Genomic DNA, 17,863 nt, shown 5'->3' on the forward strand with positions numbered 1-17,863 from the left:
GGGAGGAGTACAATGTCGATAACTACTAGCGAGTATATTAAAGAGAAAATCAATGACTATAAAAACTTAATTCCATTGGAAGTAAGTGATATGAAGATATCTAATCAAATTCATTTAGATATAGTCGAAATCAAGGATTTCTTGAAATTTGCGAGTGATTCTAATTCTGAGTATGTCTACTACTATTACACTTACTATAATCCTGAAGAATACATAATTCCTCATGATTGGTACAGTAAGTATTCGAAAGAATTTAAAATAGAAGTTCTTCAACATAATCGGAATATAGAATCACTAGATTTTAACTCACCGAAGAGTTTGACATTATTTGTTCTTCAGAATGGTACCTTTGTTGGGGTGAACCTAGAGAACCATTGGATAGAAAGTAAAGGTATTAGTGTAGCAGATGAAACTATAGAAATTATTGAAAATAAGTTCTCCCGAGAAGTAAAAGAAATAAGTGATTACAAGAAAGATCAACAAAAAAATGATGAAAATAAGTTGAGGGAAATTATCTTCAGTGACCCAGAATTTAGATTCTGTAAAAATCAACAACTTAGATATTCGTACTTAGTAGAATTGCTAAAAAAGGATAATATGATGAAGTTCGAGTATTTGGTTGAACCGTATGGAGCACCACATATTGGTAAGATAAAAATGTTTATGGATAAAACTTGGATGCTTTACAAAGATCGATATAAATAACTGTTTTGGAATATGTAATTTGACCAAATGTTTACAGCTATTGAAAATGTAGCACCTCTGACATAGTAATTGCCACCAAATATAAGAGGTTTGCCAAAGAATGAGTGACGTTTACCACTACAGTCCATCTGGTAACTTATCTAATCAGTAAGAGTAATTTTTGTTAGAACGGATAACTGAAACAATAACTTTGATAGAACATAAAGAGGTAATTGGTAAATTATGTAGAAAAGCTTATTAGTGGAGAAATACAAAATAAGAGGTGGAATTAATGTTGAAATTGCAAGGTAGTTCACTCGATTGGGCTTTAAAACATATTGAGAATTTTGGTGATACAAATATATTTCCAGTTCCATTTGAATATGAAGCAATTCGCTATATTTGGGATGAAGACACAAAAGAATTACCGAATGGTAAAAGCTTCAAAGAGTATTTACGAAACCAGGATATATTAAATTGGGCAGTAAGAAGTTTTAAAAGGAGTCTTACTCCAAAACATAAATATGGATTTCGATTATCAACGCAACTTGATCCTCTTGATACTATAATATATACTGCGTTAGTTTATGAAATTGGTGAGGATATCGAAGCAAGAAGGGTACCCATTGAAAAAAATGTGAGTTTTTCATATAGATTTAAACCAAATAATGAAGGTAGAATGTTTGATCCAAATATAAACTATAGAAATTTTCTAGAATATTGTTCATCTAAAGTAGATTTGTTTTTAGGAGATGACTCTATACAATATGTGGTGGTTGCAGACATTGCAGATTTTTATCCTAGAATGTATTTACACCCTTTAGAGAATGCATTAAGTTCAAGTACTGCAAAGACAAATCATGCTATTGCTATTAAAAAATTACTTAACAGTTGGAACTATAGCATTTCTTATGGTATTCCTGTAGGTCAATCAGCTTCAGCTTTATTAGCAGAGTTGACGCTAAATGATATTGATGAAGGGTTACTAAGTGAGGGTGTCGATTTTTGTAGATATGTTGATGATTTTCGCATTTTTTGTAAAACAAAAAAAGAAGCTTATGAGCAACTTGCTTTATTAGCCAACATGTTGTTTGATAATCATGGCCTTACATTACAACAACATAAAACAAGAATTCTTTCAGTTGAACAGTTTAAAGAAAATTACTTAAAAACTGAGGAATCAATGGAAATAGACAGTTTAAATAAGAAATTTTCTGATATTCTAGGTGAATTTGGAATAGATGATCCCTACGCTTCAATTTCTTATGAGATGTTGCCTAAAGATTTACAATTAGCGATTGATTCGATGAATTTAGAAACTATACTTAAAGAACAATTAGAATTAGAAAATATAGATACAAGAATAGTGGGCTTTATTTTAAAAAGAATGGCACAACTTAATAATACAGATATCCTGGATCTGATATTAGATAATTCTGAAAAACTCTATTCTGCTTTTAAACATGTATTTAATTATCTAAATGAAGTTCAATTAACTGCAGTCCAAAAAGAGGAAGTAAGTGTAAAGTTGTATAAAATACTTGACTCTTCAATAATTGGCCATTTGGAATTCCATAGAATGTGGATTTTTAAAACATTTTCAAATGGAAGCGGATGTAATACTGAAAGATTAACATCATTTTATAATGAATATTATGATGATTTTTCGAGAAGAGAAATTATTCTTGCATTAGGGACAGCTAATCAACAATCGTGGTTTAGACCCAAAAAAAGGAATGCTATGGAATTTCCAACATGGCAAAGAAGGGCATTTATTAAAGCTGCAAAGTGTTTACCAGGTGATGAGGCAAGTCATTGGTACCGTTCAATTCTGACAAGGTTAGATCCACTAGAAATTGCAGTGGTTAAATGGTCTCAAAAATAAAACCGAGTAGGGAAATTTCAATTTTCTAACTATGTTTTACTATAATATCATTATTTATTAGAAAGTGATTTTATAGAGATGAAATTATTTGAAACATAATTAAACAAGATAGCAGTTAGAGTAAAGTGGGAACATAACCACCTAGAGAAGTGGTTAATAGCTGAACAACAGAGGTGATACGAAATGCAAAAAGTAAACAGAAAGACATTTAATGAAGGTGAGCTAGAGACGCTTTGTAGGATAATAGCTGATACCAATGATGGTCTGACTGGATCACAAATAGAGTATTTTTTAAGAATGTTAAATTTTAAGGATATTGATCCGACACTTACTAAGTGGAAGAGATTGTATAATGCTCTAGCTAATCGACAAAATCAAACTAATTCAGGAAACTGTGTTTTATCTTTTATTTCTAAATCATTTGCTCCAAGTCGATATATAGGAAATAAGGACTTTTACGATGTCAAACTAGAAAAAATCAACACGATACTTCTGTTTCATGGATTGGAATTTAAAGATGATGGGAAATTTCATAAGGTACGATCAACAAATACTTTAACTGAAGCGGAAAATAGGGCATCTCGGCTTACGGAAAGAATAACTTCCCGACATCTACATCCTCATTTGCTTAAGTATTGTAAAAAAGAGCTTCTTCAAAATAACTATTTTCATGCTGTTTTAGAGGCAACAAAAAGTATTGCTTCTATGATCAGGACTAAGACTGGATTGGAAAGTGACGGAGCGAAATTGGTTGAGGAAGCTTTTGGAGGAAGTAATCCCTTGCTAAAAATCAACTCTTTAAAAACTGAATCTGAAATTAGTGAGCAAAAGGGATTTGTAAATCTAGCAAAAGGATTGTTTGGTACGTTTAGAAATCCAACAGCCCATGCAGCAAAAATTGAATGGAATATGTCGGAAGAAGATTCAATTGATTTATTTACTTTAGCCTCTTATGTTTTACGAAGAATCGAAAATAGTAATTAAGTGACAACGAGAATTTTAGAGCTATGTGCTGTGTTTTTATTCTTCCATAAACGGTGCGCTATTCTTAACAGATTATAGAGCTTGGTTTTACTAACTTATAATATGAAATACACAGACTTAGTAGATTCTTTTTGGGAGGAATCTGTATGATTAAAGAGAAAATAAATAATTTATTAGAAGAGGGTTACGAATGTGATTTTTTAGATTATAAACTAAAACAATATCCTCCAAAATTAAATCCAAACTTTATTAAAGATGTAATGGCGATGGCAAACTCTCATTATGATGGAGATAAATTCATTATTATTGGTGTTAACGACAACGGTGAAATTATCGGTATTGATAAAAATGAAGTTTTTGTAGATTCCGCTATCTACCAGGATATTATTTTAAATTATGTAGAACCTGATATAACAATTGATTATTTTAAACATAGTTATGAAGGGAAAATCCTTGGGGTTTTAAAAATCGCTGGTGGTAATAATAATAAACCTTACTTAATAAGGAAAGAAATAGATTCTTTAAAACTAGGAAGTTGTATTATCAGAAAAGGCAGCAAAAATTCTTCAGCTAATAGAAGTGACTTTGATAACTTCTATTATAATAAAGAAAATTTTTATATTAGTATTTTAACCCCGATTTTGCGAGCGGTAAATGACAATGATGGACTTGCCTATCTTCAAGTTTCTATAAGAAATCATACATCATTACCAGTAACTATTATCAGTGGTGCATTATATGTATTAGATAATCATAATACCATCATATCAAAGCACTCAGTTTATGGCTTGGATAATTATGTTGGTGCAGATTTTAAATTAGCTTTGAGCCCTATGTCAGAGAAAGTCGGAGATCTCCATCTAGGGTTCACCTCTACTGATTGTTTGAGGTTGGGGTTAGATCAACATGGGACTACAGAAAAAGAATTCCTATTTAAAATAAAATTTTTTGATACCCTTAATAATGAATATACTGTTGATGAAAAAGATTGTGTGGTAATCGCTAAAGGTGAGTTTCTATGGAAAGTGAAATAAAAAGATAATAATGATTAAACAGGTAACAAAGTATATTCAACAATTGGGCGCACAATTGCGGAAAACCAAAAGCCTAATCCTCGGTGAAAATAAGGAGGATTAGGCTTTTTACTGTTGAGTCTGTAATAAACGAATAGCAATAATAGATTCCTGTGCTTGAAGATTTTTATATGTGAAAGTAGGGTTTGCTTTATATAATTTTTGTCAAGGACTATTAGGGAGAATAATAGAAAAGAGATGTATATTATGTTTGAAAAAGTATGTCAATTTTGCGAGGAAAAGTATTTAACGGAGAAAAAAAGCAAAAATACTGTTCGTCAAAGTGTTTCGGTAGTTCTATTAGAAAAAGAATAAAAACACAATGTGCTTGGTGTGGTAAAGAGATTGAAGTGATCGAATTTAATTATAAGAATTACAAGACAAATCATTGTAGTAACCAACATAGAGCATTTTCTAGTACGACTAATAGAGGATACAAGGTAAAGCAAATTGCAGCAGAATTATTTAATATTGTTTGGAATAATGAAATATCTTATTTACTCGGTATAATTGCTACCGATGGAACATTAAATAAAAATCGTAAATTAATTAAAATAGTGAGTGCAGATAAAAGTTATTTGCAAAAATTATCTGAAATCGTAATCAAAATCACTGGTAGAACTCAACCTATACATCATGGAACTACGAAATTTAGAAATAAAATATATAACTACTATAGTTTACAGTTTACCTCTAACGCTTTATATGATTTTTGTATTGAAATTGGGATAACCCCAAATAAAACTTATATGATGTCAGAAGCCATATTAAATGACGGTTCTTTCGGAAACGTCACTGTCGTTGACTAACTTCCTTCGGAACCGCCATTTCGTTTTCCTTCTTTTAACCGCCACTTTTTTGTCAGCTATAAAAAATCCCCGTCTTTAAGACGAGGGAGATAATTATAATAATAATTTCATTTCTATATGCTCTCTATGCTTTTAAATTGCTTTGATTAACTCTTTGTTTTGCTTCTTTAATTCTTCATTTTCTTTTTCTATTTGTTTAAGCAGTTCCATCTTGTCATCCATGCTCATGCTTTTTATGGTAATGGTACTTAATTTGGTCTCCATTAAATTAACCCTTTCCGAAGTCAAATTGTTTATTTAATATCTCTGGTCAGCGATTACTCTTTCTACGGTATCTTCGTCAACTAACTTATCTTTTCTCGCAACGCAATCTAATAAACACTCTGTACATAAACGATTTGTTAATCGTAAAATTCCTTTTGTGTACGTATAAATATTCTTCATGGCAGCTTCCGTAAATATTTGTCTTTCTTCGCCTGCAACTTTCAAATGATGCTCTATATATTCTTTCATTTCATCATACGTTAATCCTACTAAATGAAAACGAGTTGTAATTCGTTGAGAAATAGCTTCTAGACTTCGAAGGCGTATTTTATCACGTAATTCTGGTTGCCCCACTAAAATAAGTGCTAAAGGGGATAATGAGTCAATTTCAAAGTTTGTTAAGAAACGAATTTCTTGCAACATTGTAGGCGATAAAAGGTGTGCTTCATCGATCACTACAATCGGTGTTTTTTCCTTGTTTTGATATAAGTCTAGTAGAGCGGCTTTGAATTGTCTTTTCAGATCACTTGCTAAAAACATTGGTTCAATCCCAACTTGCACAAGCATCTCTCGGTAAAAATCCCTTGGTTTTAAAGATGAATCTGATAAATAAAGAAAAACATGTTCACTTGATACAAGACGGTCATGCAAAGCCCGTAGGGCGGTTGTTTTTCCTGCACCAACTTCTCCTGTGATAAGGCCGAATTCTCTTTGGTTAATCATGAATTCGAGTCTTGCTTGCATTTCTTCGAACTGTTCGGATTGGAATAAATCATGCGTTAATATTTGTTTTTGAAAAGGGGTTTTTTCCCACCCAAAATAAGCTGCTATCATTTGTCTTCACCTCTTATAATGGAACTGTAACTTAAGCGTCCCAATTGCTCTTTCTTTTTCTTTTCATGCTCAGGAAGGATGAGTTCTAAAAAGTTATATTGTGTTTTTATTTCTTCTTGTGTTTCTTCTTCCATAATGAACCGTCTATCAATTGTTCGATGAACTTCCAAAGCGTTTGCCATACCAAAGCTTTTTCCATCGTGCCACACTTCAAGATGATTTAAATCGATTGGGTCGTATCGAACAATAATTTCACTGCCACTAAGCACAGAATCTACTTCATATTTATTATTTTGAAAGGATATACACCCTGTCTTATCTACCTTTCTCTTTTCCTCCCATAAGAATGCTTGCTTCATTTCTTCTAATGTGGGAAAAACGAGTGGATGATCATTTTCTTCAAAACGCTCTCTAGGTGTTTGCTTTGTTTCTCCATGTTTGCGTTCATGATAGAACGTACCTAACCAAATTTGAAAATAATGATTTAGTTCCTCAATGGTTTGTATTTTTCCAGATTCGATTAAGTCATAAGCTTCAACTTTAAAAGAGGTATCGACAAACTGGAAAAAGCGCTCTAATTTCCCACGTCCTTCAGGACGTCCAGGTTTAGAGTGGGAAAGTTTAATCCCTAACTTTGCACATGCAAGTTTTAAAATATCCGATCGATATACTGCTCCGTTATCGACGTAAATTTGTTCAGGCTTCCCTTGAGAAATCATTGCTTTTTGTAAACAGTCTTCTAATTGTGGTCCTCGTTCCTGAAAGTAAAATTCGCCATGGACGATGGACCTTGAATAGTCATCCATGAATGCAATGAGTTTCGCAGTGAGTCTACGCTCTGGTTTATTAGGATCTGGAAGATAAAGTGTATGTTGAACATCCCCTTGCCAACATGCATTTCGATAAGGGAACTCAAAACGACGATAACTCCCCGACTTTGATCCTCTTAATTTCTTTCTCGTAATATTTAGCTTTCTTAATTGTTTCGATAACGTACTCTCTGATATTTCTCCTTGTTTAATAACACCTGCTAACTCTAGAATACGAATGATTTGCTCGACAGAGCGTTCAGGCTTTTCCTTTTTCAATCTAATCGCTTTCGTTAATACTTCTTCTCCAATCACTCTTGATGTACATGTTGCACGTTTACTAGGTTTTAGTGCTTCGAAGCCTCCTTGACGATAAAGTTGAAGATAACGTTCGAGTGTTCGTTTGCTAATGGTTTGCTCTTCTCCATATGCATTGATGTGCTTTTGATTGGATATAGATCTTAGATGTTGTGATAATTCTCCTTTTTCCAAGGTTCTGGTTACAACGTTTGATATTAAACCAAACCGAAATAGTGCGATGTTTGTTCTCAGTTGTTCGTCCATCTCCTGCCTCCTTTAAATAAAATGTCTTTTCTATTTTCTTATAAAGGGGCTCAATTGAAGAGGGGACAAGTTCTGTGGGATTTCACGACCCTTATTGGAACTTTATGGTTATTATTAGCCGTATTTTAGGCGAATACAAAATGGCATTGATGATGTCGGTGAAAGACTTCCTGAAGGAAATTCCATTGCGAGGCATTTATTCTTGTATAAGCAAATTTATCCATGGGAGAAAACCGTAGAAGGGGTAAGGATTCGAAGGATGAACTTTTTTCCAAACGGTTAAGATGAGTTGAATAAGAGTCTCCGCCACATTCGGGTGACGGACCTTTGATCCAACATTGAAGGCAGGATACACCCTTAATAACATTTTTAACATTTGCTGGGTGAGACGTTGAAGTTGTTTATTACATTGTCGTTTCCAACGTTTCAAGGTTCCCTTTGGTATAAGATAAGGGTAGCCACGTGTTATCTTTAGATTAGCACTTTGATACGTTTCTCTTTTATGAAAAATCCTCAAAAAGAAACTCTCATAGATCAATGTGTAATGAGCTCGATATGGTATTAAAAAGTCAGGGAGAATAGAGATTGTTTGTCTACAAGTTTGATTCGAGCATCTCCAGCGATAAATCCGAAGGATATAACTCTTTGACTTTGTAAGGACTGTTCTTTTGTAATAACCATGTTTATGAAGGTTACTTCCACATAATGGGCATGGTTCATTATAGACGGGTGGTACTTCATGGTAATTCCTCAAGTACCCCTTGATAGATTTAGAGATATGTTTTATGATAATCATGGTTTTTGAAAATGTTTTTGCCTCAAAGAGACGGTCATCTCTTTGGGGCTTTTATTTTGCCTTTCTTCCGTAATGGATATTTTTCTCAAAAATCCATTGTCACATATAATCTACCTCATGTAACGTCAATATTAATTCCTAAAATGTCAAAATCCGCCGTCATTGGAAATGGCGGCGGACAATATGAATTCATCACTAAAAGTACCAGATGATTATTTCCCTTCTTTCTTAGAGGAGTAATAGATGGAGATGGTAATTTTAATAAAAAGAAGGACTTTCGTGTAAATATTCGTATTTACTCTGGATCGTTAGGCTTTCTTCGTTGGATAGATGAAAAATGTAAAAAAATCTACAAAATAAGTGGAGGGGAATTTTACAGTAATAGTAATGAGCTTGGGAGTAAACATATTTTAAATTTTTGTAGAGCTTATGATAACCTCCTTATTATAGAAAGTATATATAATCAAGCAGGTTACTATTATGAAAAGCGGATTAATCAAATTGGTTTTCCAATTGAAGATTTAAAATGGTTAAAGCAAAAATTTGCATATACTTACTTAGATGGTAATGAGGTTAAGTGTAAGAATTTATCATGTAGTTGTTATTTTGTAAAAAAACATTATAAATAAAAATATTGTTCAGCAAAGTGTCGAATAAATAAGGGATAATAATTAAAGGTTTCAATATTCGTACCTCGAAAAGTGTCCTAATTAGTTTTTTAATACTAATAAGCTGGTAAGGATATTAATTTAAAACAAGTGATTCATAAAAGCACCGAGATGGTGCTTTTTTGGATTTTGAATAAGTTAATGGGGAAAAGAATGCATACTTAAATTAATTAAAGGTGAGTTCAAAAGGAAAAAACACAGCAGTACGAATATGGGAAGGAACATTTTATCTCTTGACTTGATTAATATAAAATTATAAACGATTATGTTATATAAAAGATTCGAGAAATGATCTTACAAAGTTTCCTTTAGCATCACAAGTTATTTTAGGGAACAACTGTATATGTATGGTTTTAGAAGAAACTAACATTTTATCTATTTATTTGATTTACTGCTAGGGTTCCCTAGTTTGCTAATGGTATCTCACCGTCTTGAACGGTGGGGTCTTTTTTTATAATTATATAGTGTGATGTGATTAAGGTATTTTTAAGTTATTAGAAAGTTTCTATTAGTAATATATGGTAAAATAAAATAGTGTTGTGCTAAGTAGGATTATTATTGCAGGCTATTATGACCACAGCTCCGTTTGAAGCTGTATTATTCATTGATTTACATAGGATTAAATACCAATACACATAACAAAAGTTATTTTATGTATGATTTCTTATTTAAAAAAGTTTAGGAATAGAAATTTTAATTCCGATGATAGTATTGTGAAGATTTGGTATAAGAAGGGAACTGTTGATAAGGTAATATTTTTCCCGAGTAACCAAAAGAACATAAAAGGAGTGGGAATAATGTATAACATTATAAACCCTTATTCTATTTTCCATGTGATTTCTTGGTTAAATCAAAATCAAGGTGCTGTTTTAGCAACACTAACCTTTATATATGTTGTAGCTACTATTTTAATATTTCGTGCTAACTATAGTTCTGTAAGAGAAATGAAAAAAGCAAGAGAAGAAGAGAATAGACCGTATATAATTGTATTTACTGAATCAATAGGGAATGGCGGTATTAATTTGATTGTAAAGAATATTGGAAAGACTTTAGCGACCAATATAGAAATATTATCAACTCCAGAAATAATGCACCCTAAGGAAAGGCCACTTAATAAATCTAACTTATTTCAGTCTATTATTCCTAACATGGCCCCTAACTTTCAATACACAGGATTTCTAGGCATGGGTTGGAATTTGAAAGATAGTAGTAATAACTTTCCTGTTTACAATGTGGTAGTTACATATAGAGGCAGTCATACAAAAGAGTATAGGGATGAATATATTTTAGATTTAAATACAAGTTCTAAATTATTATATATGGTGGAAAGGGATATTAATGATTTAGTCAATGAGTTTAAAGATTATAAGAATAAACATAATAGGGAAATGTCAGAGCTTAATAACAATTTAACTGAGTTGATTAATTCACATTCATTACCAAATAGAACTGAAAGGGCTAGAAATACACTCAAGAAAAGAAAAGCATCTATTGATAACTATTTTTGAATATTATGAGAGTTGATTAGAAGAAAGGTATTTAATTTCTTAGGACTGTAATATCTTTATAAAACAATTAATTTTCACCACTGTTTTATTCAATAAATAAGCAGGAAAAGATAATAAAAATGAATATATTGTTTTTAAAGGGATAAAAGTTATTTAGTGTGAGGTGTTTTTATTGGGATTAAAAGATTTAGAAGATGTTTTAATGCAGGAAATCGACAGAATTCTAGTTGAAAAAAAGCAACAGGGAAAAGAGATTAGTGAAAGTAAATTCGACTCTGCTATTAAGAATATTTATTCAAAAAATTCTATAAATCAACAAGCAGAACTTATTTTTAAGAGCTTGAAAGAGTCTGCCCCAAAAATGGTTGAAGAAGAAAGATTGGTACATCAAGAGTTTAAGTCTCGTCTTCAGTTACAATGGCTCAATCCAATGCACAACTTAGCATCTCTCATAAAAATTGCAGAGGAAACTGGCATCGATATAATTGACGATTATTTAGAAAGTACTAACCAGCAAAATTTCGAAAGTTACAGTGTGTCAGAAACATTTGATGTTTTAATTAAAATTTATGCGAAAGCTATTGTTATTAGTAAAGAAGTATATACCTTGCTTAATTCTGGTTTTTCAGATGGAGCAATGTCAAGGTGGAGAAGTCTTCATGAACTTAATGTATACTTTCAAAATTTAACAAAACATTATGGTGATGAAGACTTTACAAAGAAGGTAATACGATTATATAAAGATTATTCGGCAGTTGAATTTTATCAGGAACTTAAAAATTATCATAAGAAAGATAAAAATTTTAAAATAGATCAAGAGGATTACAATAAAATAATAAAAGACTATAAACTGGTTTTACAAATTCACGGCAATGAATTTATGAAGCCGTATTCATGGGCTAGGCTTTTACTCGAAAAAAAAGGAAAAATTTATTTTAGTGATCTTGAAAAAAATGTAGGAGTAGATCATTTAGCAGTTTATTATAAACAAGCGAATTATCATATCCATGCTAGTCCAACTGGTTTATATGAAAGCTTAGGTGATATGAAAATAAATGGTGAAAGTCAATATGGTGCTGTATTTGGGCCCAGTAATTATGGTCTTTCTATACCTGGACAATTGACTGCAATATCTTTAGTACAGATTACATCTTCAATACTCTTGTTAGAATCTAATATTGACAGGTTAGTTAGATGTGTAATTTTACAGAAGTTTTTGGATATAACCTTAGATGAGTTTGATGAAGTTCAAACAAACATGGAAGATAAAGAACTTAGTAGATATACATCCAATACAAATAATGGTTGTGAATAGCCTTTTAGTGTCCGAAAAGTGTCCGATCTAATTCTAAAACAGATATTTTGATATTTCGGTTGATTTAAAGAACCCTTAAATATCAACGTTTACGACTGATGTTTTACAATATTTTTTTACTGGTAATATGGGCGGCATGATGTAATAAGCCGTTCCAACCCTTGATTTATAAAGGTTTGCCTGCGATTTGCTAACAAAATGCTAACATCAGGTATATAAAAGAGGTTTCTCATTAGTTGATTAAACTTTTGAGAAGCCTCTTTCTATTTTAGTGAAACCAGTTCTTATGCACTCATATCTTATGAGAATTACTTAAAAAAATTTCCCTATAACAGTTAAATTGATTGCCTAGAGCCAGATTTGTTACGCAGTAGACGTATACTATTCACTAGAAAATCTCTTCCGCAATGAGTGCGATTGCGGTAGTAGACCGAAGCATAATAACACTTCAATACCAGATGGGAATGATTTGAGTAAACGCGAGAATTTGTCTATTATTAAAGATAATAACACTGGAATTAGGAGGGCAACATTGTTACTAAGAAAATTTAAAATGCGTACAGTAATACTATGGCTCGTATGTGTTGTTGTGCTTCTTTCCTTGGTTATTACGGATGTGTTGGTAAGTCGTTCCGTAAACGAAGCCAGCGTACAGCAAAAGGAAGAAACGGCACTCACCGTTGCCAGAGTTGTAGGACAATCGGACATTGTCCAAAGAGGGTTAACAGAAGAAAATGCGGAGGAAATTCAGCGGTATGCTAATGAGGTTCGCCAGTTAGCAAATGTTCTTTTTGTTGTTGTGATGGATATGAATGGCATTCGTTATTCTCACCCTAATCCTGAACTTGTAGGACACCCATTTGAAGGAGGAGACGAGGATTCGGTTCTCTTCGGGGAAGAATACGGCTCAATTTCAGAAGGGAGACTAAGCCCTTCCTTACGTTCCTTTACTCCAGTAATCAATGATAATGGTGAACAAATAGGTGCTGTTGCGGTTGGTATTTCCCTCGAATATATTCAACAAATCACCAATCAAAATCATCGGAATATTATTATTGGATCCTTGATTGGTCTGCTAGTTGGTATTATTGGAGCTTTTTTCATTGCGAATTACATAAAGAAAACATTATATGGGCTGGAACCACCGCATATTGCAAAAATGCTGGAAGAAAGAAACACGATGTTGCATTCCGTTCATGAAGGAGTCATTGCAGTGGACCGGGATGAAAAGATAACTCTAGTTAATAAGTCGGCTAAAAAGCTATTCCAAAAAGCAGGTCTGCCAGATAATCCTATTGGTATGGATATCAGTAACTACTTACCGATGACCGGACTCGACAGGGTTTTAAGAACAGGCGAGATGGAGCTTGGCGAAGAGATAACCATTAACGAGATATCGTTAATAGTAAATCGTGCCCCGCTCATAGTGGAGAATGAAGTGATTGGGGCCATTTCTACTTTACGGGATAAGACTGAAGTAAAAGAGTTGGCGCAACAGTTAACAGGTGTAAAGATGTATGTGGATGCTCTGCGCGCACAGTCACATGAAGTAAAGAACAATCTCCATGTTATATTAGGAATGGTGCAACTGGGGACTTATGAGCAGTTAAAAACGTATATTCATGAATTAGTTAATCATAAAAACCATGAAATTGATCAAGTAGCAGAGATTAAGGATGCTGTTTTATCCGGTTTTTTATTAGGAAAACTAAGTTATGCCAGGGAATGTGGTGTTGATTTATCCATTAAGAGTAAACATGAAATTCCGAAAGCCAAATCAGCGGATGTTATTCATGAGCTAATTACCATTTTAGGCAATTTGATCAATAATTCTATCGAAGCAATAGATGATTCGTTTTTTAAAAAGGTGGATGTACTGTTTATCCTAAAGGGCGGTCTCCTTACCGTACAAGTGAAAGACACAGGACCAGGTATAAAGACGAAAGACTTGGAAGAAATTTTTGATAAAGGTTTTTCTACAAAAGGAGAAGGGCGCGGCTTTGGATTAGTGCTCGTGAAGTCAAGTATTGACACTCTACAAGGGAATCTCACAATTGATACTTTTGAAGGTGGCGGGACGACCATCATTGTGGAAATACCATATGAAGCAGAGGAGAATTCAGGTGATTAAAGTAGTCATATTAGATGATGATCCTATGGTGGCAGAATTTAATAAACGTTATTTACAAGAAATTGAAGGCTTCCAATTAACAGCAATCACAAAGTCTTTTAACGAAGCACTTGAGGTGATTAAATCCGAAGTGGTCGACTTAATCTTACTGGATATTTATATGGCGGGAAAAAATGGTTTAGAGTTATTGCAGCATATTCGCTCGGAAAACAAATGGAGTGTTGATGTTATCTTAGTAACAGCTGCCGACGATGTTGAATCAATTCAAACCGCATTACGGTACGGGGCTGCAGACTATATCATTAAACCTTTTGAATTTGAACGATTCAACCAAGCACTAACCACATATAAGGAAAAGTATTATTATTTCAAAAAGCAAACGTTCTTAAAGCAGGAGGAGTTGGACAGGAAGTTTCTTCTGCAACAGGAGAAAAAGCAGATGTCCTTACCTAAAGGATTGACATCCAATACTTTACAGCTTGTTGTAGAAGCCATACTTGAAAAGGGCGACGAAGCCTTTTCTACTGATGAAATCGCTGAACGTATTCAAGTATCTAGGGTTTCTGTTCGAAAGTACATTAGATATTTAAAGGAAATAGGTGCCCTTGGTGAAAGAATGACATACGGTGCTGTTGGAAGACCCGTATACCAATATATTAATAAAGATTTAAGTAAATCAACATTTCAGCATCTTTTTTAAAATAACAGAAGCGGCCACTGGTCGCTTTTTTAAATTACAAAAGTTTTCTTTAGTTTCATAATCTGTCACAAAAAAGTCAAATTTAATACACTTGATGTACATAATTGAAACCGCTTTCAACTAGGAGGACAAGAAATGAAAATGAAAAACTTAAAAGAACAAGCGATAGAGTTGCATCGAAAACATATGGGGAAAATTGATGTTGCCAGTAAAATAGAGATTCATAGTCAAGAAGATTTAAGTTTAGTATATACACCAGGTGTTGGTGATGTATGTAAGGAAATTGAAAGAAAACCAGAGGAATTAAATCAACTTACTTCACGAGGAAACATGGTAGCCGTTGTCACAGACGGAACGGCCGTACTAGGTCTTGGTGACATTGGACCAGGTGCCGCCATGCCGGTAATGGAAGGGAAATGCATGCTGTTTAAGAATTTTGCCAATATAAACGCCTTCCCGCTTTGTTTAGATACAAAAGAAGTTGATGAAATAGTAGCTATTGTGAAAGCGCTTCAACCTACCTTTGCAGGAATTAATTTAGAAGACATCTCAGCCCCGCGCTGTTTTGAGATTGAAGAACGGTTAAAAAAGGAGCTTGATATTCCAGTTTTTCACGATGATCAACATGGCACTGCAATTGTAGTGCTTGCTGGACTGATAAATGCCTTAAAAGTAGTGGGAAAACAAATGAAACAAGTAAAAATTGTCATTAATGGAGCAGGTGCTGCTGGCATCTCTATTGCCAAATTATTATTAGAAGCGGGCTTCTCCAATATTACTCTTGTTAGTTTAGAAGGTGCGGTCCATCATCGTGAGCCTTGGTTAAACTCAAGTCAGCAAAAAATCGCGAAAGTAACGAATAAAGGTGATATTAGAGGAACATTAGATGACGTGATACAAGGGACAGATGTATTTATTGGTGTATCTGGACCAGCGGCATTGAATAAAGAACAAGTCAAACGCATGGAAAAGGATCCTATTGTATTTGCAATGGCCAATCCAATTCCTGAAATTCATCCAGAGGATGCCTTTGCAGCAGGGGCAAAAGTAGTTGGCACAGGGCGATCTGATTATCCAAATCAAGTAAACAACTTGCTGGCATTCCCAGGTATTTTTCGCGGGGCAATTGATTCTGCTGCTTCGGATATAACGGTAGAAATGAAAATTGCTGCAGCTTATGCCATTGCGAAAGTAATTCCGGAAAAAGAATTATCTGCCAAATATGTGATTCCGAACGCATTAAACAAAGATGTACCAAAGGTCGTTGCAGATGCAGTTAAAAAATGCGTTTTAGAAAAGGGCGATATCAATGCAAGAACTAGTTAAGTTCATATACATGAAGGAGTGTTTAGCATATGGGACAAACAGCAAGGGAACTTGAAAATAATCAAACGACACAGCCTGAGATGAATATGCATGAGCTACATCAGAAAAAACAACCAACGGTTATGGGCCTTCCAATTGCTTGGTTTGCCATCTTTCTGTTATTAACAATTGTTACCGTTTATACAGGAACCCTTCCAACAGGAATGATCGGAAGCTTGCTCGTAATGGTGGTGTTTGGTGAAGCCCTCGGATGGATTGGTGACCGCTTGCCGGTTATCAAATCCTTTCTTGGTGGTGGAGCCATTGTGGCAATTTTTGGTTCGGCTTACATGGTTTACAGTGGTATACTTCCAGAGAATGTTGTAGTGGGCGTAGACAGTTTCATGACTTCTGGAGGGTTTCTGGACTTCTATATAGCTGCGTTAATTACTGGAAGTATTTTAGGAATGAATTCAAAGGTTCTAATGAAAATTGGCGTTCGTTACTTTATCCCGATTTTCGGAGCTGTTGTCGGAGCTGTTGTAATTGCAGGAATCGTCGGTTTACTTGTGGGTTTCACATTACAAGAGGCTATCCTCGTAATCGCAATGCCTATATTAGGAGGCGGAATGGGGGCTGGAGCGGTTCCAATGTCTCAAGTATATTCACAGTTTCTAGGACAGCCTGCAAGTTATTATATTTCAATACTAGTTCCTGCATTAGCACTAGGGAATGTATTTGCAATTGTACTTGCTAGTCTTTTAAATAACCTGGGAAACAAGTTCCCATCCTTAACAGGTAACGGACAGCTTATTCCGGGTTTTAAATTAGAAGAAACAAAATCAAAACTTGATATTTCCAAAATGGGAATCGGTTTATTAGCAGCATTAGTATTCTTTGCTTGCGGACAGTTATTAGGGGGGGTTGTTCCACTTCACCCTTATGCATTGATGATTATTTTAGTAGCAGTGGCTAAAATAGCAAACCTCATTCCAGAAAATGTCGTGGAAGGTGCGAGTCAATGGTACCAGTTCGTAGCCAAAACATGGACACTTGCATTGTTGTTCGGAATTGGGGTTGCATTTACCGACTTAGAGGCTGTATTAGCCGCGTTAAGCTTACAATATATTTTACTCGTTGCCGGTGTTGTAGTTGGTGCAGTACTAGGTGCTGCTTTATTAGGTCGGCTTGCCGGGTTTTATCCAATTGAATCCGCGATCTCCGCAGGTTTATGCATGGCAAACATGGGAGGTACTGGTGATGTTGCCGTATTGTCTGCAGCAAAGCGTATGCAGTTAATGCCATTCGCACAAATTGCCTCACGACTAGGCGGTGCTTTAATATTGCTCTTAGCAGGATTAATTATTCCCTTATTCCTTTAATATTAAAGATTGTTATTGTATGACGACTATGAGTTGAAGTGCCTGCCCCCAATACGGTAAAGTGCTACCGTGCCGGGGGCAGCACCAAAACACAATTTAGTATATACTTTTAGAAACCTTTGAAATAAAAATGATTGGATTTTAACAATTGA

At 34.1% G+C, this 17,863-nt stretch carries 14 protein-coding genes; 11 read left to right on the plus strand and 3 right to left on the minus strand.

All coding sequences use genetic code 11. The annotated features are described in order from the left end of the window. The first annotated feature begins 12 nt into the window (after positions 1 to 12). The 5 genes from CD001_RS07225 (at position 13) to CD001_RS07245 (ending at position 5,435) form a co-directional block, all read left to right on the plus strand. A complete protein-coding gene (locus CD001_RS07225) occupies positions 13 to 705 on the plus strand; it encodes a hypothetical protein (protein WP_096186861.1) in 693 nt (230 codons plus the stop codon). Positions 706 to 976: 271 nt separating this feature from the next. After that, on the plus strand, positions 977 to 2,569 hold the full coding sequence (locus CD001_RS07230) for an RNA-directed DNA polymerase (RefSeq protein ID WP_096186862.1): 1,593 nt from the start codon (positions 977 to 979) through the stop codon (positions 2,567 to 2,569). A 183-nt stretch (positions 2,570 to 2,752) separates the two neighbouring features. Next, entirely contained in the window at positions 2,753 to 3,553 is an 801-nt protein-coding gene (locus tag CD001_RS07235) for a TIGR02391 family protein (RefSeq protein WP_096186863.1), read from the plus strand. A 146-nt stretch (positions 3,554 to 3,699) separates the two neighbouring features. Continuing rightward, positions 3,700 to 4,587, plus strand: coding sequence for an AlbA family DNA-binding domain-containing protein (locus tag CD001_RS07240; RefSeq protein WP_096186864.1), 888 nt, complete (start codon positions 3,700 to 3,702; stop codon positions 4,585 to 4,587). A gap of 269 nt (positions 4,588 to 4,856) precedes the next feature. After that, positions 4,857 to 5,435 (plus strand): hypothetical protein, encoded by a 579-nt coding sequence (locus tag CD001_RS07245; protein ID WP_142303554.1) that lies wholly within the window; start codon positions 4,857 to 4,859, stop codon positions 5,433 to 5,435. 297 nt (positions 5,436 to 5,732) lie between these two features. Here the strand turns inward: CD001_RS07245 and CD001_RS07250 are convergent, their stop codons facing one another. The 3 genes from CD001_RS07250 to CD001_RS27250 all read right to left on the minus strand — a co-directional run bounded on the left by CD001_RS07250 (position 5,733) and on the right by CD001_RS27250 (position 8,702). Beyond that, complete coding sequence (locus CD001_RS07250; RefSeq protein WP_096186330.1) at positions 5,733 to 6,533, minus strand: ExeA family protein; 801 nt, start codon at positions 6,531 to 6,533, stop codon at positions 5,733 to 5,735. Then, positions 6,530 to 7,906: a DDE-type integrase/transposase/recombinase gene (locus CD001_RS07255; RefSeq protein WP_096186329.1), complete on the minus strand. Its 1,377-nt coding sequence runs from the start codon at positions 7,904 to 7,906 to the stop codon at positions 6,530 to 6,532. The genes CD001_RS07250 and CD001_RS07255 overlap by 4 nt, the downstream gene beginning before the upstream one ends. A 196-nt stretch (positions 7,907 to 8,102) precedes the next feature. Further along, the gene (locus CD001_RS27250; protein WP_407081092.1) at positions 8,103 to 8,702 is read right to left on the minus strand and encodes a DUF6431 domain-containing protein; all 600 of its coding nucleotides are present in this window, start codon (positions 8,700 to 8,702) and stop codon (positions 8,103 to 8,105) included. A 1,465-nt stretch (positions 8,703 to 10,167) separates the two neighbouring features. Between CD001_RS27250 and CD001_RS07265 the strand changes: the two genes are divergently transcribed. The 6 genes from CD001_RS07265 to CD001_RS07290 all read left to right on the plus strand — a co-directional run bounded on the left by CD001_RS07265 (position 10,168) and on the right by CD001_RS07290 (position 17,711). Beyond that, positions 10,168 to 10,878 carry a hypothetical protein gene (locus tag CD001_RS07265; protein WP_142303555.1) on the plus strand — a complete coding sequence of 237 codons (711 nt, stop codon included), beginning with the start codon at positions 10,168 to 10,170 and terminating at the stop codon, positions 10,876 to 10,878. Positions 10,879 to 11,050: 172 nt separating this feature from the next. After that, on the plus strand, positions 11,051 to 12,193 hold the full coding sequence (locus CD001_RS07270; protein ID WP_257009736.1) for a DUF5677 domain-containing protein: 1,143 nt from the start codon (positions 11,051 to 11,053) through the stop codon (positions 12,191 to 12,193). A 532-nt stretch (positions 12,194 to 12,725) separates the two neighbouring features. Continuing rightward, complete coding sequence (dcuS, locus tag CD001_RS07275) at positions 12,726 to 14,324, plus strand: DcuS/MalK family sensor histidine kinase (RefSeq protein ID WP_257009737.1); 1,599 nt, start codon at positions 12,726 to 12,728, stop codon at positions 14,322 to 14,324. Next, on the plus strand, positions 14,317 to 15,024 hold the full coding sequence (locus CD001_RS07280; protein ID WP_096186867.1) for a response regulator: 708 nt from the start codon (positions 14,317 to 14,319) through the stop codon (positions 15,022 to 15,024). The genes dcuS and CD001_RS07280 overlap by 8 nt, the downstream gene beginning before the upstream one ends. Before the next feature lie 135 nt (positions 15,025 to 15,159). Next, complete coding sequence (locus CD001_RS07285) at positions 15,160 to 16,350, plus strand: NAD(P)-dependent malic enzyme (protein ID WP_096186868.1); 1,191 nt, start codon at positions 15,160 to 15,162, stop codon at positions 16,348 to 16,350. A gap of 29 nt (positions 16,351 to 16,379) precedes the next feature. Continuing rightward, positions 16,380 to 17,711, plus strand: coding sequence for a 2-hydroxycarboxylate transporter family protein (locus CD001_RS07290; protein WP_096186869.1), 1,332 nt, complete (start codon positions 16,380 to 16,382; stop codon positions 17,709 to 17,711). The last annotated feature ends 152 nt before the right edge of the window (positions 17,712 to 17,863 follow it).

This window comes from Evansella halocellulosilytica, assembly GCF_002335745.1.
Taxonomy (GTDB): domain Bacteria; phylum Bacillota; class Bacilli; order Bacillales; family Salisediminibacteriaceae; genus Bacillus_CA; species Bacillus_CA halocellulosilytica.